Raw genomic sequence first — 25,177 nt, forward strand, 5'->3', positions numbered from 1 at the left:
GTGGCCGGCCCGGTCGCCACCGCGCTGGCGAGCCTCACGCTGCGCGGCCGCTGCCTGGTCGCCGCCGGGCTCACCCTGCTGCTGCTCGGCGTGCTGCTGGGTGAGCAGCCGCTGGTGCAGGTGGCGGTCTTCGTGCTGGCGCTGCCGCTGCTGTCGGCCGGAGCCGTCGCCCGGCACCGCTTCCGGGTCGCCTCCCGCCGCACCGTCACCCCCGCCCGGCTGCCCCGCGGGCGGGACGCCGAGGTGCAGCTGGAGCTCAGCAACGCCGGCCGCGGCACCGGCGGGCTGTGGCTGCTCGCCGAGACCCTGCCGAAGGAGCTGGGACCGACCCCGCAGTTCGTCGTGGACCGGCTGCCCGGCGGCCGCTCCACGACGCTGCACTACCGGGTGCACGGCGGACGACGCGGCCGCTACCGGCTCGGACCTCTGAAGCTGCGGCTCGTGGACCCCTTCGGCCTGGTGCTGCGCAGCGTCGTGGGCGCCGACAGCGCCGCGCTCGTCGTGGTGCCGCGGGTGGTGCCGCTGGGCCCCGGCGGCCCGGGGGGCGGGCACGGCGCCGGCGGCTCGGGCGTGCGCCGCTCGCTCGCCGTCCACGGGGAGGACGACGTGAGCACCCGGCCCTACCGGCAGGGTGACGACCTGCGGAAGGTGCACTGGCGGGCGACCGCGCGCACCGGGGAGCTGATGGTGCGGCTGGAGGAGCGGCCGTGGCGCGCGCAGGCGACCCTGCTGCTCGACACCCGGGCCCGCGCCCACCTGGTCTCCCGTCCCCAGCCCGCCGACCGCCGGGCTGCCCCTCCCGGCCCGGACACGCCACCGCCGGACAGCTTCGAGTGGCTCGTCGAGGCGGCGGCCAGCATCGGCACCGAGCTGCTCGCGCGCGGCGCCACGCTGCGGGTCGTCACCGAGGGCGCCGAGCTGACCGGCGCGGGGCCGGGTGGTGGGGGGCTGAGCGGCGAGGAGCTGCTGGACCGGCTCGCCGGGGTGGCGCCGTCCCGGCTGGCCGGCCTGGGCCCCGGCCTGGGACTGCTGACCCGTGCGGCCGGCGAGGGCCCGGTCGTCGCGCTGCTCGGGGCGGTCGGCCCGGACGAGGCCGCCGAGCTGGTGCGGGTGCGCTCGGGCCCGGCCACCGACCTCGCCGTCCTCACCGACATCGGCAGCTGGGCCGAGGTCGAGGCCGCCCGCCGCCGGCGGCCGGTCGGCGCGGGGGCGCGCGCGGAGCTGACCCGTCAGCAGGAGGCGGCAGCGGACCTGCTGCGCGCCGGCGGCTGGCAGGTGGCGGTCGCCGGCGCCGGCGACACGGTGGCCGACGTGTGGGCCCAGGTGGCGCGGCCCGGCGTCCTGCAGGTCGGCGTCCGGTGAGCGGCGACACCGCGCGCGACCTGCTGCGCGACGCCGGGACGACGCTGGCCGCCGCGGCCGCCACGGCCCTGGGCACCTCCGCGCTGGTGCCGGTCTTCACCGACGGCGACTGGCGGCCGCCCGTGCTCGCGGCGGTCGCCGCGGTCGCCGCGGGAGGCCTGCTGCTGCGGGTGGCCGGCGCCGCGCTGGCCGACCGGCTGACCCCCGACGGCGCGGCCCCCGGCTGGTGGACCGCGCTGGTCACCCTCGCCGTCCCGGCCGGCCAGCTGGTCGTGCTGGCCTGCGTCCTCACCGCGCTGTTCGCCCCGGACCAGGGGTGGGGCGGCTGGCTGCCCACCGGCGGCAGCCTCGGCGACCTCGGCACGGTGATGGCCGAGGGCACGGTGGAGATGGCCGAGCAGGCCACGCCCGCACTGCCGCTGACCGGGCTGGTCGCCCTCACCACGCTGCTGGCCGGCCTGGTGGCCGTCGCCGTGGACCTGGTCGCCGTCGGCGCGCGCCAGCCGGCGCTGGCCGGGCTGGGGCTGCTGGTCCTGTTCTGCGTGCCGGTGAGCACGGTGACCGGGTCGATCGGCGTGCTGCCGGTGGCAGCGCCGGCCGCGGGGCTGGCACTGCTGCTCTTCGCCGACCAGCACCGGCGGCTGGGCCGGCGCTCGCCGGAGGGCCGGCGCTCGCCGGAGGGACGGCGTCCCCTGCTGGGGGCCGGGACGCTGACCGCCGTCCGGACCGGGGCTGCGGCCGTGGTGCTCGGCCTGGTGGTCGGCGCCGTCGTCCCCACGCTGACCGAGGGCAGCTTCTCAGGCGGCTTCGGCCCCGGTGGAGGCGGCGGCTCGACGGGGACCGCCCTCGACCCGGCCGCAGCCCTGCAGGGCCAGCTGACCCGCGACGAGCCGGTCGACCTGCTGCAGCTCAACGCCTCGGTGCCCGACCCCGGGTACCTGCGGGTCGTCGCGCTGGAGGTCTACGACGCCGCGGAGGGCTGGACGATCGGCAACCTCGACGGCGAGAGCGACGTCGCCGACGAGGCCGAGCTGGCCGCCCTCCCGGGGCGGCGCGGGGGCCGGCCGGTCGACGCGCTGGTCACCGCCCTGGGCCACGAGGACCGCTTCCTCCCGGTGCTGTACGCGCCGGAGGCGGTCGACGTGGCCGAACCCGACCGCTGGCGCTTCGACCCGGGCACCGGCACGGTGTTCGGCCGCGACGTGTCGACGGCCGGGCAGACCTGGTCGGTCGCGGCGATCGAGCCGCGCCCCACCGCCGAGGAACTCGCCGAGGCCGGTCCGTTGCCGCCGGAGCTGCCGCTGGTGCAGCGCTACACCGCCCTGCCCGACCTCGACCCGAGCGTCGACGAGCTGGTCGCCACGCTGACCGCCGGGACGCAGACCCCCTACGAGCGGGTGCAGGCCGTCTACGAGCACTTCACCGACCCGGCCAACGGCTACGAGTACTCGCTGTCCACCGCGCCGGGCACCAGCGGCGACGACCTGGCGGACTTCCTGCGGCTGCGGCAGGGCTACTGCGAGCAGTACGCCGGGGCGATGGCAGCGCTGGTCCGGGCGGCCGGCGTCCCGGCGAGGGTGGTGCTCGGCTACACCCCCGGGACGGTGCAGCCCGACGGCAGCCGGCTGATCACCAACAACGACGCGCACGCCTGGGTCGAGGTCTACTTCGACGACCTGGGCTGGGTCCCCTACGACCCGACCCCGATCGACACCGACCGCGCCGTCGAGCTGCCGTGGGCGCCGCGGCCGCAGGACCTGGAGGTCGACCCGCGCACCGACCCGACTCCCGCGCCTGCGCCCGCCCCGACGGTCCCGACGCCGCAGGCCCAGCCGACGCCCCAGGGCGCGCCGGTGCCGCAGGCCACGCCGCAGCAGGCCGACTCGTGGGTGCCGGCCACCCTGCGCACCGCGGGCGTCGTCCTCGCCGTCCTGGCGCTGGTGGCGGTGCCGGCCGGGCTGCGGGTGCTGCAGCGCCGCCGCCGGCTGGCCGCCGGCAGTGCGGCGGCGCTGTGGGACGAGCTCACCGCCACCGCGCTGGACCTCGGCCGGACCGCCGACCCCACCCGGACGCCGCGGCAGGTGGCCGAGGCCCTGGCCGAGGCGGCCGAGCCCGGCGGCGGCGCGCACCGGCCGGGCCGGCGCGCGGAGGCCGGTTCCGGGGTGGCCGCCGCGGTCACCCGGCTGGCCCGGGCCGAGGAGGCGGCCAGCTACGCCCGCCCCGGCAGCGTCCCCGTCGCCGGCCCGGAGCTGCGCGCCGCCCTGGCCACCGCCCGCCGCGGGCTGCTGGCCGCGGCGCCGCGGGGTGCCCGGCTGCGCGCGCTGCTCTGGCCGCCGTCCCTGGTGGCGGGGCTGCGCGCGGCCCTGCCCCGGCTCCGGTGGGGCGGTCGGACGGCGCTGCGCGGCTGAAGGAGGACCCGGTCGACCGGCCCGCCTGATCTGGCCCCTGCGCAGGGCGGCCCCGTCCAGGGCACCGCCCCGAGCCTGCGAGGGCGTGTGGCCCCGTCCATAGGCTCGCCGCGAGCCTGCGAGCGGTGAGGAGGACGGGGTCCTTCTGGGGGTCCTTCTGGGGGCCCTTCTACTGCAGGCGCAGCAGCCGCTCGGTCAGCTCGGTCAGCGGCACGGTGAGGGTGAACCGGCCACCCTCGGACTGCAGCCCCGCCTCGCGGACGCCGGCGGCCACCCACTCGGGGATCGCGTCGAGCAGCGCCTCGACGTCGAGGAACACCGGTCCCTCCCCGGGCTCGGCGTCGGACATCGCCTCCTCCTCGGCCCGGTCCGCCGTGGTCCACAGGGGGACGACGTCGTGCCCGTCGCCGTCGGTCCACGGGGCCACGCCGTCCTCGTCGCCCCAGGCCCACAGGCCGCCGCCGGCGGCGAGGTCGTCCCAGACGGCGGTCGTGTCGGGGTCGGTCACGGTGCCTCCTGCGGGGAGTCGGGGCCAGGAACGACGACAGCCGCCGTCCGGGAGGGACGGCGGCTGTCGTGCGGAGCTGCGGGCTACTGGTCGTAGCGGCGGCGGAAGCGCTCCTCGAGCCGGTTCTTCAGCGGCTGCCGGCGGACCTTGCCGGCGCGACCGCGACCGCCCCGGCCGGAGGCCGTGCTGCCGGCCGGGGCGCCGGGGCCGGCCTCGACGGCGCCGGTGGCCGAGCGGTAGTTCAGGACGGCGAGGGCGAGCCCGCCGAAGGCGACCAAGAAGCCGAGGGCACCCAGCGGCACCGACGGGATCACCGCGCCGCCGATGAGCGCGGCCATGCCCAGCACGAACAGCAGGGCGCCCAGCTGCAGCTTGCGACGGGCCTTGCCGCGACGGTCACCGGAGCGGACCGACGAGGCGAACTTCGGATCGTCATCGACGAGGGCGCGCTCGATCTGCTCCAGCAGTCGCTGCTCGTGCTCGGAGAGCGGCACGTCGACCTCCACGTGGGCCAAAGCCAAGACCCGACGGCGGTGCCCGCCGTCGGTGACACCGAGGATACGAGCCCTGCGCGGGGTGCGAAAGGCGGGCCGCGCCGGGCTCGCCGTGATCACCCCGGCGGGTGGCCCGCGGTGTCTGCGGGGAGACGAACGGGGCGCCGCCGGAGTTCCCGCCACCCGGTGGGGAGCGACCTCGTCGGGCGTGTCCCCCGGCGCCGCGTCCGGCTCACCGGGTGCGCTGTCCGTCTCGGTGCAGCAGCGTCGCCGGGCGCACCGCGCCGGCGCCGAACCGGCGGGCGGCGCGGTCGGCGGCCAGCTCGGCCTCCCGGCGGCCGTGCTCCCGGGCGCCCAGCTCGAGCTGGCGCGGCGTCTCCCCGGCCGGCACCAGGCGCTCGGCGCGCACACCGACCAGCCGGATGCGGGCCCGGTCCAGGCCGAGGGCGTCGAAGAGGGCACGGGCGGTGTCGTAGAGCTCCTGCCCGACGTCGGTGGGGACGTCGAGGGTGCGGCTGCGGGTGATCGTGGCGAAGTCGGCGAAGCGGACCTTGATCGTCACCGTGCGGGCCAGCCAGCCGGCCGAGCGCAGCCGGCCCGCCGTCCGCTCGGCCAGCCGCAGCAGCTCCCGGTGGATGACGGCGGGGTCGTCGACGTCCGTGCCGAAGGTCTCCTCGTGCCCGGTCGACCGCTCCGGCTCGTCGGGCACCACCCGGCGCGGGTCGCGCCCCCAGGACAGCTCGTGCAGGTGCGCGCCGGCCGCCGGGCCCACCGCCCGCTGCAGCGTGCGCACCGGCACGTGCGCGAGGTCGCCGACGGTGCGCAGCCCCAGCCGCAGCAGCACCTCCTCGGTCTTGGCGCCCACCCCCCACAGGGCCCCGACCGGCAGCGGGTGCAGGAACCCCATGACCTCGGCCGGCCGGACGACCAGCAGCCAGTCGGGCTTGGCGGCGGTGGAGGCGAGCTTGGCGACGAACTTGGTGCCGGCCACGCCGACCGAGCAGGTGATGCCCTGCTCGTCGAAGACGCGGGCGCGCAGGTACTCGCCGATCTCGGCGGCGTCGCCCAGCCGCCGCCCGGCGCCGGACACGTCGAGGAAGGCCTCGTCCAGGCTCAGCGGCTCCACCAGCGGGGTGATCGAGCGGAACAGCGCCATGACCGAGCGGGACACCTCGGTGTAGAGCGCCATGTCCCCCGGCAGCACCGTCGCCGTCGGGCACAGCCGCAGTGCGCGGGACGTCGGCATCGCCGCGTGCACCCCGTAGCGGCGCGCCTCGTAGGTCGCCGAGGTGACCACCCCGCGGTTGCCCGCCCCGCCGACGATCACCGGCGTCCCGGCCAGCTCCGGCCGGCGGCGCACCTCGACGCTGGCGAAGAACGCGTCCATGTCGACGTGCAGCACGGTGCAGCCAGCAGCACGGGACGACGACCCCGACGACACCCGACCCCTCCCCGTTGCTCGAACGCGTGTTCGACTCGCGGAGGACGCTAACGCCCGCGGACCCCCGGCGGCACCTCGACGCGGCGCCGTGACCCAGACGTTGCCGACAGCCCGTCACCGCTGGTCCGGGCGGGTGTGTGAGAGCAGGATGCGAGAGGTACAGCACCCCTCGGAGGTCGCCGGCCGGCGACCCGGACCCCACGTGATGGGAGACCCATGGCTCTCGACGACGACGACATGACCAGCACCGAGGGCCACGGCCCGGCCGACGGCGGCGCGGCGGGTGGCGGTTCCGACGGCGGCGCGGACGGCGGTGCCGACAGCGGCGCCGGCCACGGCCCCGCCGACGGCGGCGCCGTCGGTGGCGGTTCGGACGGCGGGGCCGACGGCGGCGCGGACGGCGGCGCGGACGGCGGTGCCGATGGCGGTGCCGATGGTGGCGCGGACGGCGGGGCCGACGGCGGCGCGGACGGTTCCGCCTGACCGAGGACCACACCGCGCAGGGCCGGCCGGACGACCGGCCGGCCCTGCGGCGGTGCACCGCTCTGGACCCACGGGTCTTCGCCGAGGAGCACTGGGCCCGCCGGCCGCTGCTGACCCGCGCCGAGGAGACCGGCGGCTCCTTCGACGACCTGCTCGACCTCGCCGCGGTCGACGAGCTGCTGTCCCGCCGCGGGCTGCGCACCCCGTTCCTGCGGATCGCCAAGGACGGCGCGGTCGTCGACGCCAAGCGCTTCACGACCTCAGGAGGCGCCGGTGCCGAGGTCGCCGACCAGGTCTCCTCCGACGCGGTGCTGCGGCTGTTCGCCGACGGCAGCACCGTCGTCCTGCAGGGGCTGCACCGGCTCTGGCCGCCGCTGATCGAGTTCGCCGACCAGCTGGCCGCTGACCTCGGCCACCCGACGCAGGTCAACGCCTACGTCACCCCGCCGTCCTCGCGCGGGTTCTCCCCGCACTACGACGTCCACGACGTGTTCGTCCTGCAGGTGGCCGGCGAGAAGCACTGGCGCATCCACGAACCGGTGCTGACCGACCCGCTGCGCACCCAGCCGTGGAACGACCGGGCCGCCGCGGTGGCCGCCGCCGCCGAGCGCGAGCCGGTGATCGACGCGGTGCTGCGCCCCGGTGACGCCCTCTACCTGCCCCGCGGCTACCTGCACTCGGCGACCGCGCTGGGCTCGATCAGCGCGCACCTGACCGTCGGGATCCACTCGGTGACCCGCTGGGCGGCCGCGGAGAGCGCGCTGGACCTGGTCCGCGTGCTCGCCGCCGACGACCCCGAGCTGCGCCGCTCGCTGCCGCTGGGCGTGGACCTCGCCGACCCGGCCGCGGTGGCCGACGACGTCGCGACGGTCGTGACCGCGCTGAAGGGCTGGCTCGACCGCGTCGATCCCGCCGAGGTCGCCGACCGGCTCCGGGCACGCACCTGGTCGCAGGTCCGCCCCGAGCCGGTGGCGCCGCTGGCCCAGGCGACCGCGGCCGCCGCCCTCTCCCCCGACACCGTGCTGCGGCTGCGCCGCCGGCTGCGCTGCCGGCTGCGCGAGGCCGCCGGCGGCCGGGTGACGCTGCTCGCCGGACGGCGCTCCCTCGAGCTGCCCGCCGAGACCCGGCCGGCCGTGGCCGAGCTGCTGGCCGCCGGCGAGCTGAAGGTCGCCGACCTGCCGGGGCTCGACACCCCCGACCAGCTCACCCTGGCCCGCCGGTTGGTGACCGAGTCCATCGCCACCGTGCCCGGTGCGACCACGGAGCACCATGGGGGGCGTGAGCACGCGCCCGGGAACGGATCGTGAGCCGGGCGGACCCCGGCACGTGACCGAGCTCGCGAGGTCACGCAGGAGCACAGCACCGCCGGTCACGACCCATCCGAGCGCCAGCGAGGAGGGACCGTGACCGAGCTCGCGAGGTCACACATGTGCACAGCACCGCCGGTCACGACCCATCCAAGCGCCAGCGGGGTGACGCCGTGACCGCTCCGGCCGACTTCTGCCAGGTCGCGGCAGCGCCCGGACTACCCGCGGGACGGCTCGACCCCGACCGCTGCTCGGTGCAGGCGCTGGTCCGCGGCGACTCCAGCATCGGCACCGCCTCGCCGGCGCAGCGCTGGCTGCTGGTCGAGCAGCCGGGGCCGTGGGGCGCCGACGCGCTCACCCAGTCCCGGTTCGACCCCGCCGTCGCGCCGCAGTTGACGCACCGGGCGCGGGTCGAGGGGGTGCGGGTGCTGCTGGTCCGCCGTCCCGGCGACCGGCTCGCCGACTCGCAGCGCCGCTGGGCCTACGTCGACGGCCGGCCGGGCGTCGAGGGCGTGTGGTGGTCAGTGCGCGACAGCGACGCCGAGCTGGTCGACGTGCCGTGGGACGGGTCGGTCGGCGAGCGGGCCGACCGGCCGCTCTACCTGGTCTGCGCGCACGGCGGGCACGACGCCTGCTGCGCGCTGCGCGGGCGGCCGCTGGCCCGGACGATGCCCGCCGACGACGTCTGGGAGTGCAGCCACCTCGGCGGCTGCCGGTTCGCCAGCAACGTGCTCGTGCTGCCGCACGGCTTCTACTACGGCCAGGTGCCGGGGGACGGCACCGAGCTGGTCGAGGCGCACGCCGGTGGCCGGGTCGCGCTGCCCTGGCTGCGCGGCCGCTCCGGGCTGCCCGCGCCGGTGCAGGCGGCTCAGCACACCGTCCGGGCGGAGCTGTCGCTGCTCGGGGTCGACGACCTGTTGCCGAGCGACGTGCGCCGGCTGACCCCGGCCGGGGCCGAGGTCGAGCGGTGGGTGGTCACCCTCGCCGGCCCGGACGGTGACGTCGTGACCGAGGTGGAGAGCCGGCCGTCGGAGGAGTCCGCGCCGCTCACCTGCCGGGCGCTGCACCCCGCGCACGGCCGCACCTGGCACGTGCGGCTGCTCTCCGGCGTCTGAGCCCGGGCTCAGGCCGCGGCACCGACCGGGGCCGCCTCGACCAGCCCGTGGGCGACCAGCGTGTCGTACACCGCCGTCGCCAGGGCCCCGATCCGGTCGTCGTCGGGTCGGCTGTTCAGCCCCATGGCGAGGATGAGCCCGGACTCAGGGTAGTAGGCGTGGAGGAAGCGGAAGCCCAGCGTCTCGCCCTCGTAGAACCAGAAGGTGCCCAGGTCGTCGGTCATCTGGGCGACCCCCAGGCCGAACCCCCTCGGGTCGTCGGCGGTCGTCCCCTCGATGGGCTCCCCCGTCGCCGTCGAGACCAGGCTCAGCAGCTCGGCCTGCTGTTGCGGCGGCAGCAGCCACCCATCGTACAGCAGGCGTGTCCACAGGGTCATGTCGGCCGGCGTGCTCACGACCGCGCCGGCGCCGCGCGCCCAGGACAGGGAGTCCCGGCTGACGTCCCGTCCGACCAGCGGGGACCACTCGGGATCGCTGGTCCGGAAGTAGTAGCCGGCCGGCATGCGGTCGGCGACCCCCGGGGGGTAGAGGTGCGAGCGGTAGTACGTGTCCCGCAGGCCCAGCGGTACGAGGAGCCGGGCGGAGAGCTGGTTGGCGTAGCCGGTCCCGGTCACCTCCTCGACGATCATCTCGGCGAGGACGTAGTTGGTGTTGGAGTAGCTGTACCCAGAGGTGGCCGGGGCCCCGACCGCGTAGTCGACCAGCTCCTCCGCGGAGAAGTCCCGGAGCGGGTCGGCGGCGTAGTCGGTCAGGAAGGCCGACTGGTCGTCGTAGGTCGGGATGCCGCTGGTCATGTCCAGCAGTCGGCGGATGGGGACGTCGGCCCACTGCGGGTACTGCGGCAGCCACCGGCCGACGGGGTCGTCGATCGAGAGGCGGCCCTCCGCCTCCAGCTGCAGCAGGAGCACCGACGTGAACGCCTTGGTGTTGCTGCCGACCTGCCAGAGCGTCTCGGGCGACACCGGCACGGACCCGCCGAACTCCGTCGTCCCGGCGCTGACGTCCACCGTCTCCAGCTGGTCCGGGAGGCTGACGCTCAGCGCGGCGGCCGAGACGTGCTCCGCCGCGCCACGCTCTTGGAGGTACTGCTCCAGGTCCGCCCGCAGGTCGGCTGCCAGGTCGGGGGTGGCGGCGACCGGACCCGCCGCGGCGGCGGGGGCCACGAGACCGGCCGTCGCGACCAGCACCGCGAGGACCGCGAGGACCAGTCCGGCTCGGGTGGGGCGGGGGCGTGCGTGTCGAGCGGTCATCGGGGGCTCCGCCCTGCGAGGGGACGTCCAGCGCCGACCGCGGGACGCCGGGCACTGTCGTCCGGCCCACCCGTGCCGTCAACGGCCGCCGGCGCGCTGCGCTCAGGCCAGGGCGCGGCCCCGCGCGGCGAGCATCGGGATGGCCAGCTCCGTCGCGGTGAGTGAGCCGTGGTAGCCGATCAGCCGGCTCGGGCCGGGCTCCCGTTCCGTGGCGGTCAGCGCCCAGGTGCCGCGGGCGAGCGCCACGACGTCGCCGATCCGCCCGGCCAGGTCGTCGTCCACCGGGCCGAAGACGCCGCTGGCGATGGCCTCGTCGCGGCCCGCGACCCAGGCGCGGTCCCCGAGGACCTCCCGCCACCGCGCCAGCAGGTCGGCCTCGGCGCCGGGGACGGCGTGCAGGTACCGGGCCCGCGGCTCGCCGGCGAGCAGCCGCACGCCCTCGGTGAGCTCGGGGGTGGCGTCGAGGTCGAGCCGGGTGCCCGGCGGGACGTCGAGCATCCCGTGGTCGGCGGTGACCAGCAGCGCGGCGTCGTCCGGCAGGCCGTCGACGACCTGCTCGACGAGCCGGTCGACGAGGGCCAGCTGGGCGCGCCAGCTGGCCGAGTCGACGCCGCGGACGTGACCGGTGAGGTCCAGTTCGGCGGTGTAGCCGTAGACGAGGGTGCGCGGCGCGGCGGCCAGCGACTCCAGCAGGACGGCGGCCAGGTCGCCGGCGCCCACGGTGCCGGTGTAGCGGGCGCCGCGGTAGGCGACGTTCGACAGCCCCGATCCGCGGAACGCGTAGGGCGCCACGGCGCTGACCTCGACCCCCGCGTCGGCGGCCTGCTCGAAGACGCTGCGCCGAGTCATCCAGACGGCGGGATCGGGGTCGTCGGTCCACTGGACGTGGTTGAGCGTGCGCTCCTCCCCCGGCACCGCCGTGACGAAGCCGAGGACGCCGTGGCTGCCCGGTGGCAGGCCGGTGCCCAGGGTGGTGAGGCTGACGGGGGTGGTGCTGGGGCAGGGCGCGGAGAGGTCGCCGGCGGGGGTGGCGAGCCCGGCCAGGATGGGTGCGATGTCCGCGTGGGCGCGGACCAGGTCGGCGCCGAGCCCGTCGACCAGCAGGACGGCGACCCTGAGGGCTCCGGCCAGCGCGGTGGTGAGGTCGAGCGGGTCGGGCGGCAGGTCCCCGCGTACCACGGGGACGCCGAGCGCGGTGGCGACGCCGGGGAGGACGTCGGCGAGGGTGGCCGTGCCGTAGTCGGGCCGGGCGAGGTCGACGGGGAGTTGGAGGACCCCGTCCTCCCCACCCTTCGCAGGCTCGGGGTGGGACCCGGGACGGGGCCGAGCGGGCAGAGCCATCAGGGACGGGTCGCGAGCAGGTGCAGCCCGGCGGCGACGTCGCGGTAGGGCGAGCTGCCGGCCAGTGCCAGTTCCAGCCGGCGGACCGCCTCGGGGTCGGCGCCGGAGGCGACGTCGAGCAGGTCGGCGACGACCGAGACGCCGCGCCAGGTGCCCGGCTGCAGCCCGGCGGCCTCGACCAGGGCGAGCAGGTCGTCGGGGGTGAAGCGGCGGCGGGCAGGGCGGCGGGCGCGCCGCGGGGCGGGGTCGCGGTCCTCGAGCAGGGCCAGCGCCTCGACCGGGTGGCCGGCGACCGCCCGGGCCAGCACGGCGCCGGCCCGGTTGGCCGAGGCGACGCTGGCGGTACCGCCGGGGCGCAGGGCGCGGGCGAGCTCGCGCAGCGTGGTGGCGGGGTCGTCGACCACCTCGAGCACCGAGTGGCACAGCGCCAGGTCGTAGCCGCCGTCCGGCTCGGTGGACACGGCCTCGTGCAGCCGGTCGCCGTCGCCCTGGACGCCGTGCACCCGGGGCCCGACGCCAGCGGTCTCGGCCCGCCGGTTCAGCGTGGCGAGGGCGTCGGCGCTGGGGTCGACCACGGTGACGTCGTGGCCCATCTGGGCCAGCCGGACGGCGGAGTTGCCGCTGCCGCCGCCGACGTCGAGGACCCGCAACGGGTGGCCTGCCGCGACGAGCGGGTCGAGGGCGGCCCAGACGGCGGCCGCGCGGGCGGGCAGCTGGTCCGCGGCGGAGGAGGCGGGGGCAGACGGCGGCACCCGTCGGAGCCTAGCGGCGGTCGGTCCCGGCCACCGGTGCCCTCGCGGGGGTGCGTCGAGCGGCGGCGACAGCGGTGTGCGCTCGCGGCGCATCCCGAGCCGGGAACGCGCCGTCCGCGCACATCACCACCGCGCGACCGCGTCCTCCCTCACGCGGAGACCCCGTCGGCCGCCCGCCTGATCTCCTCGACGTCGATGCGGCGCATCTGCAGCATCGCCTCGGTGGCCCGCCGGGCGCGGCCGGGGTCGGGGTCGTTGAGCAGGGTGGTGAGCTCGGTCGGCACGACCTGCCAGGAGACGCCGAAGCGGTCCTTGAGCCAGCCGCACATGCTCTCCTCGCCGCCGTCGGTCAGGCGGTTCCAGTAGTGGTCGACCTCCTCCTGGTCGGAGCACATGATCTGGAAGGAGATGGCCTCGGTGAACGGGAACTGGGGGCCGCCGTTGAGGCCGACGTACTCCTGGCCGTCGAGGGTGAAGGAGACGGTCATCGCGGTGCCCTCGGGCATCGGCATGTCGGGGCCGTAGCGGGTGACCTCGCCGATCGAGGAGTTCGGGAAGATCGAGGTGTAGTGGGCGGCGGCCTCCTCGGCCGCGCCGTCGAACCACAGGCACGGGATCTGCTTGGGCATCGGGGTGTCCTCTCGGGTGGTCGGGCGGGACGGTCGACTGCGGCGTCGAGGAGTAGACCGCCGTCCCACCCGCAGGTCATCGGTCGCCGGCGCGCGAGTGCACCGGCAGCTCCTTGGGAGGTCCCGCTGGCCCCGCTGCGGCCCGGCCCCGTCCTCCTCACCGCGAGCCTGCCAGCGGTGAGGAGGACGGAGTCGTCCCTTCAGTGGCCGGAGCTGCCCGGGCTGGAGTGCCACAGCTTGCGCGGCGGCGAGGACGTCCCCCGGCGGGTGGCGTCGCGGCGGGCCACGGTCATGGCGTCCTCCCCCGCCGGCTTGATGTCGGCGTAGGGCGACATCCGGAAGCCCGTGGGGTGCACCAGCACCGGCTTGACCACCACCGGCCGCGACCCGCGCGAGGCCGCCGCGCCGGCGATGGACTGCTCGGTGTACTCCCCGGGGGCGGCCATCTGCTCGGCCACCGCCTCCGGCCCGCCGGTCTCCCAGGCCTCGTGCAGCGCCGGCAGCTCCCACGCGCCGGTGGCCCGCAGCGAGACCCCCCGGGGGCCGGTACGGCGCAGCACCCCGCGGACCACCAGCAGCCACGAGTGGAAGACCGTCGAGGCGTAGGGACCCTGGGCGTCCTCGAAGAAGGTGGAGTCGGTGCAGCCGGTGCCGTCGTCGAGGGTCACGAAGACCACCCGGCGGCCGGAGCGGATCGGCGGCGTCTGGGTGGCCACCTTGACCCCGGCGACCAGCACCTCGGCGCCGCTGCGGCTGGAGAGCAGCTCACCGGCCGGCACCGCACCGATCGCGGCGAGGAACGGCCGGTAGAAGTCGACGACGTGCCGGCTGGCGTCCAGGCCGAGCACCTCCAGCTCGGCGCGCACCAGCTCGGCGTCGGTGAACTCCGGCAGCCCGCTGCCCTCGGCCCAGCTGAGCCCGGGCTCCTCCACCTCCTCGCCGGGCAACTCGAGCCCCATGAGGTCGAGGCTGAGCTGCCCGGTCGTGGCGGCCTTCGCGCCGCTGCGGCTCCACCGGTCCAGCTCGCCGACCTGCAGCAGCAGGTCGCGGCGGGTGACCTGCCGGCGGCTGCGGGTGGGCCGGCCGGCCTCGCGGTCGCGGACCCCGAATCCGTAGAGGGAGTCGAAGCCGCCGGCCAGCACCAGCCGCTCCACCACCGGCCGGGACACCGACGCGCGGTGCCAGAAGTCGGTGAGCGAGCGGTAGGGCTGCCCGGCGACGACCCGCTCCACCTCGTCGGCGGAGATGCCCTTCACGTCGGCCAGGGACAGCCGGATGCCGTAGCGGGACGGGTCGGGCATCGCCGCAGGCATCCACTCCGGCCGCGTCCAGCCCCAACCCTCGACCTCAGGTCCACCCTCAAGGTCAGGCGCGGACCCGAGCCGCTCGACCCGGTAGGTGCCGGCCGAGGCGTTGACGTCCAGGCCCAGCACCCGGACGCCGAAGTTGCGGGCGTCGTCGAGGATCAGCCGCTTCGGGTACATGCCCGGGTCGTGGGTGAGCACCCCGGCGAGGAAGGCCGCCGGGTGGTGGGTCTTCAGCCACGCCGACTGGTAGGTGGGCAGCGCGAACGCCGCGGCGTGGGCCTTGCAGAAGCCGAAGGAGCCGAAGGCGACCAGCACCTCCCACACCTGCTCGACCACCTCCACCGGATAGCGCTGCACCGCCTCCGGCATGAACCAGGCGCGCACCTCCGGGTGCAGCTCCCGGTCCCCCAGCGCCCGGCGGGCCTCGTCGGCCTGGGCCAGGTCGCAGCCGGTCATCTGCGCCACGATCTGCAGCACCTGCTCGTGGAAGACCACGACACCGGCGGTCTGCTCGAGGAACGGCGCGAGGTCGGGGTGCAGGTAGACCGGGTCCTGCCAGCCGTTCCGGGCCAGCAGGAACGGCGTGACCATGTCGCTCTTGACCGGACCGGGCCGGAACAGCGAGATGTCGATGACGATGTCCTCGAACGTCTCCGGCCCGAACTTGCCGACCAGCTCCCGCTGCCCCGGCGACTCGATCTGGAACATGCCGAGGGTCCGGGTGCTGCGGATCAGCTCGAACGTCGTCGGGTCGTCGCGCGGGATCGCGTCGATGTCGACGGTCTCGCCGTCGACCCGGGCCACCTCGTCGAGGGCGTGCGCGATCGCCGACTGCATCCGGATGCCGAGCAGGTCGAGCTTGAGCAGCCCGAGCTCCTCGACGTCGTCCTTGTCGAACTGGCTCATCGGGTAGCCCAGGTAGCTGTTCTCCACCGGGGTGCGGTCGAGCAGCGTGGCGTCGGAGAGCAGCACGCCGCACGGGTGCAGCGCGATGTGCCGGGGCAACCCGTCGAGCCGGGCGACCAGGTCGAAGAGCAGGTCGAAGTCGCCGGTTCCGCCACCGCGCCGCGAGCCCAGCCGGCTGGCCCGCAGCTCCGGGAGGTCCTTGAGCGCGGCGTGCACCTGGTTGGCCCGGATGTGCGGGAAGGCCTTGGCGACCGCGTCCACCTCGGCCGGCGGCAGGCCGAGCGCGGCGCCGACGTCGCGGACGGCGTGCCGCACCCGGTAGGTGTCCATCATCGAGATGCAGCTGACCCGGTGGGCACCGAAGCGGTCGATGACCGCGTCGTACACCTCCATCCGGCGGGCGGACTCCACGTCGATGTCGACGTCGGGCAGCTGGTGGCGCAGCGGGGAGAGGAAGCGCTCCATCAGCAGGCCGTACCGGATCGGGTCGACGTCGGAGATGCCCAGCAGGTAGGTGACCAGGCTGCCGGCGCCCGACCCCCGCGCCGCCGCCCGGACCCTCAGGCTCCTGATGAGGTCGACCACGTCGGCGACGGTGAGGAAGTAGGACGGGTAGCCGAGGGCGTCGATGACCGCCAGCTCGTCGTCCAGCCGCCGGGCCACCTCCGCGTTCCGGGGCATCCCCCGCCGGCCCAGCCCGGCCTCGCAGCGGGCGCGCAGCACCGCCGAGGGGCCCATCCCCTGCTCGGCCGGGGTGGTGACCACGTCGAGCTCGGGATAGCGCACGGTGCCGACGCCGAGGTCGGCCCGGACGTCGACCGTGCACTGCTCGGCCAGCCGGGCGGTGCGCTCCAGCAACCGGAGCGCCGCGTCGCGGTCGGGGCCGACGAGGTCCTCGGCGACCTCGGCCATCTCCTTGCCCGACTTCAGGTAGCCCTCGGCGGTGCGCCGGTCGACGTGCCGGGTGTCCAGCGGGACCAGCCGGCGCGCCGCGTCCAGGACGTCGGCGGTGGGCGCGTCGAGGGCGTCGACGTAGCGGACCGCGTTGGTCAGCACCGCCGGGACCCCCTCCGCGGCGGCGAAGCGCAGCAGCGCCTGCGCCCGGGAGCGGTCGCCCCGGCCGCGGTGGTGCACGACCTCGAGCACCAGCGAGCCGGGGCCGAACACCGCGCGCCAGGCGGCCAGCCGGGCGGAGGCCACGTCGGCCCGCCCGGCGGCCAGCGCCCGGCCCACCGGGGAGTCCGGGCCCAGCAGGGCCACCAGCCCGGGCGCGTGCTCGGCGGCCAGCGCCAGCGAGCTCACCGGCTCCCCGCGCGCGCCACGCAGGTGGGTGGCACTGGTCAGCCGGCACAGCGACCGCCACCCCGCGCCGTCCCGGGCCAGGAAGGTGACCCGCGGCAGCCGCGGGTCGACGCTCGCCCCGCCGCGGGCCGGCGAGCGGCGTCCGGTGCGGCCGGGTGCGTCGTCCGGCGGGCCCGGCCGACGAGCCCGTGCCCGCTGCGCCGAGTGCGCACCGCCGACCACGGGGGCCAGGGCCGGCGGGACCGTCGAGTCCACCGAGGGCGTCACCGCCAGGTCCACCCCGAACAGCGGCCGCACGTCGGCCGCCCGGCAGGCCAGCGCGAACTTCACCGCGCCGTAGAGCCCGTCGCGGTCGGTGAGCGCCAGGGCCCGCATGCCGTGCTCGGCCGCCCGCTCGACCAGGTCGGCCGGGTGGTTGGCCCCGTACTGCATGGAGTAGCCCGAGGCGACGTGGAGGTGGACGAAGGGGTCGCTCACCTGCACGGCTCGCTGGCGCTCGCCGAGCGCGTTCGCGGTGCTGTGTCTACCGGTGAGCTCGCAAGCTCGCTCACTTCCCGTTCCGGTGCTCGGACCCGCCGACCACCCGGGGACGCGCGCGCCGGGGCGACTCCGGCGCCGGCGCGCTGCCCACGGCGTTCTCCACGACGGCGAGGAAGGCGCGCACGTCGCGGACCAGGTCGTCGGCCTCGCGGTCGGTGACGGCGTGGGACAGCCCGGCCTCGGCGGCGGCCCGCTTGGCCGCGCCGGCGGCGAAGAAGGTGGCCCACTCCCCCAGCTCGGGCGCCACCTGGCCGAGCAGCACCCAGGCGCTGCGCGGGCGGCGCCGCCCGGACTCCGGCCGGGTGCGGGCGGCCAGCACCGCGGCCGCAGCGCGCAGCGCACCCAGGTGGGCGGTGGCGTAGCGCTGCCGGGCGTCGGCGCACGCCGCCGCCTCGGCCAGCGCCCGGGAAGCCTGGTCGAGCAGCTGGCGGGCGGCCGGGGGCAGCGGCGGCGGCAGGGGCAGCTGGTCGGCCATGACGCGGACGGCTCCCATCAGTCGTGCACCCGCACGAGCGACCAGCGGTTGTCCGCCGACTCCCAGCTGAGGTCGAAGACGCCGGCGAAGCTCATCCGCGACCGGCCGGCCCGGACCGCCTCGACCCGCCACACCTCGCGGCTGGCGACCAGCTCGGCGGAGGCGCCACCGGCTCCCGCGGCACCGCGCTGCCACCACGGGGCGGTCTCCACCCACGAGTCGAGCAGCTCGCCGATGACGTAGCGCGACTGCCCGCGCCAGAACTGCGCCGGCCCGAGCGGGCCGCGCTCGACCTGCACCTCCTCGCCGACCCGATCGCCGACCCCGCTCAGCACCCGGCTCATGACAGACTCCCCACCGCTCCGCCGCCCCACCACCGGCCCCGGCCCACCGCACCGGGTGGGGAAGGACCCGGGTGCGGTGGGAGACCGACGTCGATCGAACGCGTGTTCGAACGACGTCGAGTACACCCTGCCGCACCGGCGACGTCAAGCGGGACGCGCGGCCGGGTGCGCCGGCTGCACGGGGAGCCCGGGCCCGCAGCGGACCGCCCCGGCCGATGGCAGGATCGACGCATGAGCCGACCCGAGCACCCCCGGGTGGCCGCCATCTCCTCCCTGCTGGCCGAGTCCGGGGCGACCGGCCGGGTGCTCGAGCTGACCGGCAGCGCCCGCACCGCCGCCGAGGCGGCCGGAGAGCTCGGCGTCCCGCTCGGGGCCATCGCCAACAGCCTGCTGTTCGACGTCGACGGCGAGCCGCTGCTGGTCCTCACCAGCGGCGCCCACCGGGTCGACGTCGCGAAGGTCGCCGCGCTGCTCGGCGTCCGCGACGTGCGTCCGGCGTCGGCCGACTTCGTGCGCCAGCACACCGGCCAGCCGATCGGCGGCGTCGCCCCGATCGGCCACCCCGAGCCGATCGGCACGCTGGTCGACGTCGAGCTGGCCCGGCACGGCCGGGTCTGGGCCGCCGCCGGACACCCGCACGCGGTCTTCCCGACCAGCTACGAGGAGCTGCTGCGGCTGACCGGCGGGACCGCCGCCGAGGTCGGGGACGGTCCGCTGGCCCTGCCCGAGACGGCGGAGGTGCGCTCGTGACCGGGACGACGCCCGCCGCGCGGGTCACCGAGCTGCCCACCGGCTGGCTGCGCGACCACATGAACGAGGCGCTGGCCATCTACGGCGAGGCGATGGGCTACAGCCCCTCGGTGGTCGCCGGCCGGTACGGATACGCCATCCAGCACACCGAGCGCCCCGGGTTCCGCGCGGTCGGCGCCTTCGTGGAGACCCCCGACGGGGAGGTCCTCGTCGGGTTCGGCTACGGCTACCTGATCGCGCCCGGCCAGTGGTGGCACGACCAGGTGCGCGCCGCGCTCGACCGGCGGACGGCGAAGCGCTGGCTGCCCGGCGCCTTCGAGGTCTGCGAGCTGCACGTGCACCCCGCCCACCAGAGCCGCGGGCTGGGCCGCCAGCTGCTGCACGCCCTGGTGGCCGGCCTGCCCTATCCGGCGGCGCTGCTGTCGACCCCGGACAACGACACCAAGGCCTTCCGGCTGTACCACGCCGACGGCTTCGTCGACCTGGCCCGCAACCACCGCTTCCCCGGCGACTCGCGCCCCTTCGCCATCCTCGGCGCCCGCCTGCCGCTGCCTGCCCCCGCACCGCGGTCCGACCGCGCGTGACGGACGCCGACACCACCGTCGACGCCGTCGTCGTCGGCGCCGGGCACAACGGGCTGGTCGCCGCCTGCTACCTGGCCCGCGCCGGGCTGCGGGTGGAGGTCCTCGAGCGCGACGCGGTGCTCGGCGGCGCGGTCTCGACCGTCGAGCGCTGGCCGGGCGTGCGGGTCGACCGCGGCTCCAGCGCGCACGTGATCGTCCGGCAGAGCGGCATCGTCGAGGAACTCGACCTCGCCGCACACGGCCTGCGCTACCTCGACTGCGACCCGTGGGGCTTCGCGCCCGCCCCCTCCCCCGGCGACCCCGGCCCCGACGGCCGGCCGCTGGTGTTCTCCGTCGACCTAGACGCCACCTGCGCCTCGATCGCCGACGCCTGCGGGCCCGAGGACGCCGCCGCCTACCGCCGCTTCGTCGAGGTGTGGGCCCCGCGCAGCCGCGCCGTCGTCGGCTCCTTCGCGCGGCGACCGACGGTGGGCGGGCTGGCCCGCTCCTTCTGGCCGCTCGGCGCCCCGGCCGACGGCCGGCCGCGGACCCCAGGCGGCGACCTCGCCGTCGACTTCCTCGGCTCCGGCGACGCGCTGCTCGACCGCTGGTTCACCAGCGAGCGGCTCAAGGCGGCCCTGGCCTGGTTCGGCGCGCAGTCCGGCCCCCCGATGTCCGAGCCCGGCACCGCGGCGATGGTCGCCTGGGCGACGCTGCTGCACGACGTGCCGCCCGGCCACCCGGTGGGTGGCTCGGGCGGGCTCACCCAGGCGCTGCGCCGCCGGCTCGAGGCCGACGGCGGGCACGTCGCCCTGGGGGACGCCGCGACCCGGCTGCTGGTCGAGGACGGCCGGGTGACCGGCGTCGAGACGGCGTCGGGACGGCGGATCGCGGCCCCGGTCGTCGTCGCCGCCTGCCACGTGCTGGCCACCCGCGACCTGGCCGCTGGGCACGCCCCGCCGGCGCTGGCCGACGCCGCCCCGCCGGTGGGCAACGGCTTCGGCCTGGTGGTGCGGGCGCTGACCGACGCCCCGCCGTCCTACCCGGGGGCCGACCCCGCGGCGGCGCTGGGCGGGCTGCAGCTGCTGTGCACCGACCGCGCGCAGCTGGCCGCCGCCCACGGCGACTGGCTGGCCGGCCGGCTGCCCCGCGAGCCGGTGCCGCTGGCGATGTGCTTCTCCGCCACCGACGACACCCTCGCCCCGCCCGGGCAGCACGTGGTCACCGTGTGGGGCCAGTGGTACCCCTACGCGCTGGCCGACGGCGGGGACTGGGACGCCCTCGCCGAGGCCGAGGCCGACCGGCTGGTCGCCGCCGTCGACCGCTTCGCGCCCGGCTTCGCCGCCTCGGTGCAGCGGACGTACGTGCAGACCCCGCTGCTGCTCGAGCGGGAACTGTCGCTGCTGCGTGGCAACGTCATGCACGTGGAGATGGGGCTGGCCAGCATGTTCGCCTTCCGGCCGACGCCGGCCCTGTCGGGCTACCGGGTGCCCGGCCTGGCCGGCCTCTACCTCGCCGGCGCCTCGACCCACCCCGGCGGCGGGGTGTCGGGCAACTCCGGGCGGACGGCGGCCCGCGTCGTCCTCGGCGACCGCGGCGTGCCCGCCCGCGCGCGCGAGGCCCTGCGGCGCGGGCTGACCCTGGTGCGCCGGTGAGCGGTCTGCTCGCCGCGCGGCCGGGCAGCCGGCCGGCCGCGCTCCCCTGGGCGCCGGCGGTGCTGCTGGTGCTCACGGCGATCGCCTATCCGCTGACCGACGACGGCGGCGCGGTCCGCGACGCGGTCACCTGGATGATCGTGCTGCTCGGCTCGACGGTGTCCGTGGTGCACGCGACGGTCAGCCGGGGAGCCCGCACCGGGGCCGGCGTCCTGCTGGTCACCGCGGCCACCGCCGTGGTGTTCGAGGCGATCGGCCTGGCCACCGGGTTCCCGTACGGCGAGTACACCTACAGCGACGACCTCGGGCCCACGCTGCTCGGCGTCCCGTTCCTCGTGCCGCTGGCCTGGCTGATGATGGCGTGGCCGAGCTGGCTGCTGGCCGGCCGGCTCACCCGCGACGTGCGGTCCGGCCGCCGGCGCCCGGCCCGTGTGGGAGCGGCCGCGGCCGTGTTCGCCGCGTGGGACGTCGTCCTCGACCCGCAGATGGTGCAGGCCGGCTACTGGACCTGGGCGCACCCGCGGCCGGGACTGCCGGGCATCGACACGGTCCCGCTGACCAACCTGGCCGGCTGGCTGCTGGCCGGGCTGGTCCTCATGGCGCTGCTCGACCTGCTGGTCACCCGCACCGCGGTGGAGCCGCCGCGCACCGGCGACGGCGCCCCGCTGCTGGTGCTGGGCTGGATGACCCTCGGTGGCGCGCTGGCGCACGCCGGCTGGCTGGGGCTGCCCGGGTCCGCGGTGTGGGGCGTGCTGCTCGCCGTCCCGGCGCTGGTCGCCCTGGCGGTGCAGGCCCGCCGTTCGCGGTGAGCGAGCTCACCCATGGGCAGAGCAGCCTCCGCGAACGCGGCCGACGAGCGCAGCGAGGAGGACTCGTGAGCTCCCGGCTGCTGCGGGTCCTCTCCGGCGCGGCGGTCGCCGGGGCGGTGCACGCGGCGGTCAACGTGGCGCTGCTGCGCCGTCCCCCGACGGGGCCGCCGCCGGTGCGCCGGCCGGTCACCGTCGTCCTGCCTGTGCGCGACGAGGAGGAGCAGGTCGGCGGCTGCCTGGCCGCGGTGCTCGCCCAGCAGGGGGTGCCGGACCTGCGGGTGGTCGTGGTGGACGACGGCTCGACCGACGGCACCGCCGACGTCGTGCGCGCGGTCGCCGACCCGCGGGTGCGACTGGTGGCCGCGGCCGACCCGCCGCCGGGCTGGCTGGGCAAGCCGCACGCCTGCGCCACCGGGGCCGGCCTCGCCGCCGACGCGGGCGACGGCGTGCTGGTCTTCCTCGACGCCGACGTCCGGCTGTTCCCCGACGCGGTGGCCGGCGCGGTCGCCGTCCTCGACGCGCACGGCCTGGACCTGGTCTCTCCCTGGCCGCGGCCGGTGACCGCGAGCGTGGCCGAGCGCCTCGTGCAGCCGCTGGGCCCGTGGCTGTGGGTCACCACGCTGCCGGTGCGGCTGGCCGAACGCTCGCGGCGGCCGTCGCTGACCGCGGCCAACGGGCAGTTCCTCGTCGTCCGGCGGTCGGCGTACGCGCGGGCCGGCGGGCACGGCGCGGTGCGCGGCGAGGTGATCGAGGACGTCGCCCTGGCCCGGGCGGTGAAGCGGGCCGGCGGCCGGGCGGTGCCGGTCGACGGGTCACGGCTGGCCGCCTGCCGGATGTACGACGGCTGGCCGGCGCTGCGGGCCGGCTACGCCAAGTCGCTGTGGGCCTCGGTGGGCGGGTCGCCGGGGGCCAGCGTGGCCGTGGCGGCCGGGCTGAGCGCCGTGTGGGTGCTGCCCGCCCTGGCCGCGTTGCGCGGGTCGCGGGCCGGGCTGGTGGGCTACGCGGCGGGGGTGGCCGGGCGGGCGGTGTCGGCCGCGGCGACGGGCAGCCGCGTCTGGCCGGACTCCCTGGCGCACCCGCTGTCGATGCTGCTGTTCGACGTCCTGCTGGCCGGGTCGGTGAGCGGGCGGCGGCGGGGCACGCTGTCGTGGCGGAGGCGCGCCCTGTAGGAACGCCCGGTGCCGTCGTCGATACCTCCCGGCGCCTCCAGCACCGCGTCCCTGCTGCTCCTGCCCGTGCTCGCGGTGGCGCTCTCCTCCGGGGTGCCGTCGGCCGGGCGGTCGACGACACCGTCGCCCAGGTGGTGTCCACGACCGCCTTCGGCGCCGGGTTCGCCGCGCTGCGCCTGCACACCGGGGTGCTGTGGCCGCTGGCGCTCCTGCACCGGCTACGCGACTGGGTGCAGGTGAACTCGCCGGGGGCGGCGCCCTGGCCGTGGCAGCTCGCGGTCGCGGTCGGCTGCGCGACGGCCGCCTGGTGGCTGACCCGCCCGGCCGCCCTCGCCGCGCTGCCCGACCGGGGGTGGCCGAGGATGACCGGGTGACCAGCCCGATCGCGCGCGTGCACTTCGACCCGGCAGCCATGGACGGCGGCGCCTTCTACCGGGTGCTGAACTCCGTCGTGGTGCCCCGGCCGATCGCCTGGGTGGCCAGCCGCTCGGCCGAGGGCGTGGTGAACCTGGCGCCGCACTCCTTCTACACCGTGGCGTGCGTCGTCCCGCCGGTCGTGCAGTTCACCTCCGTGGGCCGCAAGGACACGCTGGACAACGTCGAGGCCACCGGCGAGTTCACCGTCAGCCTCACCCCGGAGTGGCTGTTCGAGCAGGTCAACGCCACGGGCACCGACTTCCCGCACGGCGTCAGCGAGGCCGAGGAGGTCGGCGTCGCGCTGGAGCCGAGCGAGCGGGTCGGCGTCCCCCGGGTCGCGGAGTCGCCGGTCGCGGTGGAGTGCACGCTGCACTCGACGGTGCGGCTGGGCGACAGCACGGTGGTGTTCGGCCGGGTCGAGGTGATCAGCGTGTGGGAGAGCGCGGTCGAGGGCGGGCGGCCGCGCATCGAGCGCCTGAAGCCGCTGGCCCGCCTGGGCGGCAACGAGTGGACGGCGCTCGGCGAGATCCGCGAGATCAGGCGGATCCCCTACCGCCGCTGGACCGAGGACCCGACCATCGGCGAGAACCTGCGCGACCAGTAGCGCCCGGGGACGGCACGCGGCCGCGCTGGTGAGGCGGGGCGCCCTGCGAGGCGTGCGCGAGGAGCGGGGGGCCGGAGGCTCCCCGAGGGGTGCACGGAACACGCTCAGCGCAGCAGGGGGACGGCACCCGGCCGCGGTGCGGTCCGGTAGGACCGCGGTGTCATCGCGGTGCGGTCCGGAGGACCGCGGTGTCACGGCAGGTGCGCGGCGATGTCCTCGGCGGGGTCGGCGCCGAAGGCGTCGGCGAAGCGCTCGAGGAACGGCTCGCGCCGCAGCTCGTACTCCTGGGTGCCGATGACCTCGACGGCCTCCGTGGCGACCGCCGACCCCAGCTGGGTGGCCCGCTCGAGTCCCAGCCCCCACATCCGGCCGGCGATGAACCCGGCGCGCAGCGCGTCGCCGCCGCCGGTGGGCTCGACCGGCTTGGTCTCCGGGACGGCGATGACCGCGATCGGCTCGGTGCCGGCCTGCCGCACGAGCACGCCGTCAGCCGCCCGCGTGGTGATCCAGGTGCCGACCCGGTCGAGCACCTCGGCGTCGCTCCACCCGGTCTTCTGCAGCAGCAGCGCGGCCTCGTACTCGTTGGTGAACAGCAGGTCCGCGCCGTCGACGAGGTCGCGGATCATCTCGCCGTCGGCCCAGGCCAGCTGCTGGCTGGGGTCGGCGGCGAAGGCGTAGCCGCGGTCCCTGCACTCCCGGGTGTGCCGCACCATCGCCGTCGGGTCGTTGGGGCCGACGACGACCAGGTCCAGCGCGCCCACGCGGTCGGCGACCGGGGCCAGCTCGATGGACGAGGCCTCCGACATCGCGCCCGAGTAGAACGACGCGATCTGGTTGTTCACCGCGTCGGTGGTGCAGACGAAGCGGGCGGTGTGCTTGAACTCCGACCAGTGCACGCTCGCGGTGTCCACGCCGTGCCGGGTGAGCCAGGCGTCGTAGTCGGCGAAGTCGTTGCCCACGGCGCCGACCAGCACCGGCGCGAGGCCGAGCAGCCCGAGCCCGTAGGCCATGTTGGCGCCGGCGCCGCCGCGGTGCTGCACCAGGTCGTCGACCAGGAACGACAGCGACACGTTCTCCATCTGGCCCTCGACGAACTGCTCGGTGAACTTCCCCGGGAAGGTCATCAGGTGGTCGGTGGCGATGGAGCCGGTGACGGCGACGGGCACGGGGGCGCTCCCTCGGGGTGGCGTGCAGCGGGACGCCCGGTGGACGTCGGACGACGACCCCAACACCTTAGGAGCCGGGT

The 25,177-nt window shown here is 76.7% G+C and carries 23 protein-coding genes; 12 read left to right on the forward strand and 11 right to left on the reverse strand.

Annotation, left to right across the window (positions count from 1 at the left end; all coding sequences use genetic code 11):
- On the forward strand, positions 1-1,362 hold the full coding sequence (locus tag ACWIX7_RS01355; protein ID WP_448619834.1) for a DUF58 domain-containing protein: 1,362 nt from the start codon (positions 1-3) through the stop codon (positions 1,360-1,362).
- The gene (locus tag ACWIX7_RS01360; protein WP_448619835.1) at positions 1,359-3,770 is read left to right on the forward strand and encodes a transglutaminase-like domain-containing protein; all 2,412 of its coding nucleotides are present in this window, start codon (positions 1,359-1,361) and stop codon (positions 3,768-3,770) included. Before ACWIX7_RS01355 ends, ACWIX7_RS01360 begins: the two co-directional genes overlap by 4 nt.
- A gap of 169 nt (positions 3,771-3,939) precedes the next feature.
- Here ACWIX7_RS01360 and ACWIX7_RS01365 read toward each other — a convergent pair whose 3' ends face one another.
- From ACWIX7_RS01365 to dinB, 3 genes are all read right to left on the reverse strand, one after another.
- Positions 3,940-4,278: a hypothetical protein gene (locus ACWIX7_RS01365; RefSeq protein WP_448619836.1), complete on the reverse strand. Its 339-nt coding sequence runs from the start codon at positions 4,276-4,278 to the stop codon at positions 3,940-3,942.
- A gap of 83 nt (positions 4,279-4,361) precedes the next feature.
- Entirely contained in the window at positions 4,362-4,772 is a 411-nt protein-coding gene (locus ACWIX7_RS01370; protein WP_448619837.1) for a DUF3040 domain-containing protein, read from the reverse strand.
- Between the two features lie 232 nt (positions 4,773-5,004).
- The gene (gene dinB / locus ACWIX7_RS01375; RefSeq protein WP_448619838.1) at positions 5,005-6,174 is read right to left on the reverse strand and encodes a DNA polymerase IV; all 1,170 of its coding nucleotides are present in this window, start codon (positions 6,172-6,174) and stop codon (positions 5,005-5,007) included.
- A gap of 255 nt (positions 6,175-6,429) precedes the next feature.
- Between dinB and ACWIX7_RS01380 the strand changes: the two genes are divergently transcribed.
- From ACWIX7_RS01380 to ACWIX7_RS01390, 3 genes are all read left to right on the forward strand, one after another.
- Positions 6,430-6,696 carry a BatC protein gene (locus ACWIX7_RS01380; protein ID WP_448619839.1) on the forward strand — a complete coding sequence of 89 codons (267 nt, stop codon included), beginning with the start codon at positions 6,430-6,432 and terminating at the stop codon, positions 6,694-6,696.
- A gap of 308 nt (positions 6,697-7,004) precedes the next feature.
- Positions 7,005-8,003 carry a cupin domain-containing protein gene (locus ACWIX7_RS01385; protein WP_448619840.1) on the forward strand — a complete coding sequence of 333 codons (999 nt, stop codon included), beginning with the start codon at positions 7,005-7,007 and terminating at the stop codon, positions 8,001-8,003.
- 173 nt (positions 8,004-8,176) lie between these two features.
- Positions 8,177-9,118 carry a sucrase ferredoxin gene (locus ACWIX7_RS01390; protein WP_448619841.1) on the forward strand — a complete coding sequence of 314 codons (942 nt, stop codon included), beginning with the start codon at positions 8,177-8,179 and terminating at the stop codon, positions 9,116-9,118.
- A gap of 8 nt (positions 9,119-9,126) precedes the next feature.
- Here ACWIX7_RS01390 and ACWIX7_RS01395 read toward each other — a convergent pair whose 3' ends face one another.
- From ACWIX7_RS01395 to ACWIX7_RS01425, 7 genes are all read right to left on the reverse strand, one after another.
- Positions 9,127-10,368: a serine hydrolase domain-containing protein gene (locus tag ACWIX7_RS01395; RefSeq protein WP_448619842.1), complete on the reverse strand. Its 1,242-nt coding sequence runs from the start codon at positions 10,366-10,368 to the stop codon at positions 9,127-9,129.
- 102 nt (positions 10,369-10,470) lie between these two features.
- On the reverse strand, positions 10,471-11,709 hold the full coding sequence (locus tag ACWIX7_RS01400; protein ID WP_448619843.1) for an alkaline phosphatase family protein: 1,239 nt from the start codon (positions 11,707-11,709) through the stop codon (positions 10,471-10,473).
- A complete protein-coding gene (locus tag ACWIX7_RS01405; RefSeq protein WP_448619844.1) occupies positions 11,709-12,461 on the reverse strand; it encodes a class I SAM-dependent methyltransferase in 753 nt (250 codons plus the stop codon). Before ACWIX7_RS01405 ends, ACWIX7_RS01400 begins: the two co-directional genes overlap by 1 nt.
- A 149-nt stretch (positions 12,462-12,610) precedes the next feature.
- Positions 12,611-13,090, reverse strand: coding sequence for a VOC family protein (locus ACWIX7_RS01410; RefSeq protein ID WP_448619845.1), 480 nt, complete (start codon positions 13,088-13,090; stop codon positions 12,611-12,613).
- A gap of 200 nt (positions 13,091-13,290) precedes the next feature.
- On the reverse strand, positions 13,291-17,082 hold the full coding sequence (locus ACWIX7_RS01415) for a DNA polymerase III subunit alpha (protein WP_448619846.1): 3,792 nt from the start codon (positions 17,080-17,082) through the stop codon (positions 13,291-13,293).
- A 70-nt stretch (positions 17,083-17,152) separates the two neighbouring features.
- Positions 17,153-17,638 carry an SAV_6107 family HEPN domain-containing protein gene (locus tag ACWIX7_RS01420; RefSeq protein WP_448619847.1) on the reverse strand — a complete coding sequence of 162 codons (486 nt, stop codon included), beginning with the start codon at positions 17,636-17,638 and terminating at the stop codon, positions 17,153-17,155.
- Positions 17,638-17,964 carry a DUF6504 family protein gene (locus ACWIX7_RS01425; protein ID WP_448619848.1) on the reverse strand — a complete coding sequence of 109 codons (327 nt, stop codon included), beginning with the start codon at positions 17,962-17,964 and terminating at the stop codon, positions 17,638-17,640. The genes ACWIX7_RS01420 and ACWIX7_RS01425 overlap by 1 nt, the downstream gene beginning before the upstream one ends.
- Positions 17,965-18,195: 231 nt before the next feature.
- Here ACWIX7_RS01425 and ACWIX7_RS01430 point away from each other — a divergent pair, with 231 nt between their 5' ends.
- From ACWIX7_RS01430 to ACWIX7_RS01460, 7 genes are all read left to right on the forward strand, one after another.
- Positions 18,196-18,714: a YbaK/EbsC family protein gene (locus tag ACWIX7_RS01430; RefSeq protein ID WP_448619849.1), complete on the forward strand. Its 519-nt coding sequence runs from the start codon at positions 18,196-18,198 to the stop codon at positions 18,712-18,714.
- Positions 18,711-19,298 carry a GNAT family N-acetyltransferase gene (locus ACWIX7_RS01435; RefSeq protein WP_448619850.1) on the forward strand — a complete coding sequence of 196 codons (588 nt, stop codon included), beginning with the start codon at positions 18,711-18,713 and terminating at the stop codon, positions 19,296-19,298. Before ACWIX7_RS01430 ends, ACWIX7_RS01435 begins: the two co-directional genes overlap by 4 nt.
- On the forward strand, positions 19,295-20,932 hold the full coding sequence (locus tag ACWIX7_RS01440; protein WP_448619851.1) for a phytoene desaturase family protein: 1,638 nt from the start codon (positions 19,295-19,297) through the stop codon (positions 20,930-20,932). Before ACWIX7_RS01435 ends, ACWIX7_RS01440 begins: the two co-directional genes overlap by 4 nt.
- A complete protein-coding gene (locus ACWIX7_RS01445; RefSeq protein WP_448619852.1) occupies positions 20,929-21,741 on the forward strand; it encodes a carotenoid biosynthesis protein in 813 nt (270 codons plus the stop codon). Before ACWIX7_RS01440 ends, ACWIX7_RS01445 begins: the two co-directional genes overlap by 4 nt.
- A gap of 65 nt (positions 21,742-21,806) precedes the next feature.
- Positions 21,807-22,910 (forward strand): glycosyltransferase, encoded by a 1,104-nt coding sequence (locus ACWIX7_RS01450; protein WP_448619853.1) that lies wholly within the window; start codon positions 21,807-21,809, stop codon positions 22,908-22,910.
- A gap of 131 nt (positions 22,911-23,041) precedes the next feature.
- Positions 23,042-23,284 carry a hypothetical protein gene (locus ACWIX7_RS01455; protein WP_448619854.1) on the forward strand — a complete coding sequence of 81 codons (243 nt, stop codon included), beginning with the start codon at positions 23,042-23,044 and terminating at the stop codon, positions 23,282-23,284.
- Entirely contained in the window at positions 23,281-23,931 is a 651-nt protein-coding gene (locus tag ACWIX7_RS01460; RefSeq protein WP_448619855.1) for a flavin reductase family protein, read from the forward strand. Before ACWIX7_RS01455 ends, ACWIX7_RS01460 begins: the two co-directional genes overlap by 4 nt.
- A gap of 191 nt (positions 23,932-24,122) precedes the next feature.
- Here ACWIX7_RS01460 and ACWIX7_RS01465 read toward each other — a convergent pair whose 3' ends face one another.
- Positions 24,123-25,097 carry a carbohydrate kinase family protein gene (locus tag ACWIX7_RS01465; RefSeq protein WP_448619856.1) on the reverse strand — a complete coding sequence of 325 codons (975 nt, stop codon included), beginning with the start codon at positions 25,095-25,097 and terminating at the stop codon, positions 24,123-24,125.
- Positions 25,098-25,177: the final 80 nt, after the last annotated feature.

The sequence above is a fragment of the Geodermatophilus sp. URMC 65 genome, assembly GCF_053502545.1.